1 pseudogene is annotated in these 503 nt (G+C 44.7%); it reads right to left on the reverse strand.

The annotated features are described in order from the left end of the window. Positions 1-278 precede the first annotated feature (278 nt). Positions 279-503, reverse strand: a pseudogene (locus tag AC5O77_RS22740) (hypothetical protein); the annotation flags it as partial.

Below are 503 nucleotides of genomic sequence, written 5' to 3' on the forward strand. Positions count from 1 at the left end.
CATCATCAACAATCCGTCTTTATACAGATCGTAAAGATTGATGCCTCGCCTGCGTGGCCTCTATGGCACTGATTTAAATAATATCTGCGGGCGTGGTCACGTTTGCGGGGCTATATGTACCCGTTTCTGCGATCTAACTCAACCTTTTTAACTACAATGATGTGACTTTTTACATAAATTGATTTTACATAAAATAAACATATATCGGGGGAATGATAGATTTGTGGTTGACATGCATCAACAAAGGAAGCCTTTTAGCTTCCTCGTTGTGCAATAGATCACCGTTTTTTCGGCCGACTGGCGTACAAACAGAAGAGAATGGAGCTGGTTGCGCAGAATGCAATTGACCAAATCATCGGCCATGCAGAGTTAAAGGTCGCAAGAGAAAGTAATGCGCCAACAATTGCCCCTATGCCGAAACGGAAGGTTCCTGCCAGCGAAGATGCCGTTCCCGCCATATGGGGAAACTCATCAAGAATGACCGCCATCGCATTGGATGACAC

The organism is Stenotrophomonas sp. INTA L402-1 (assembly GCF_059295135.1).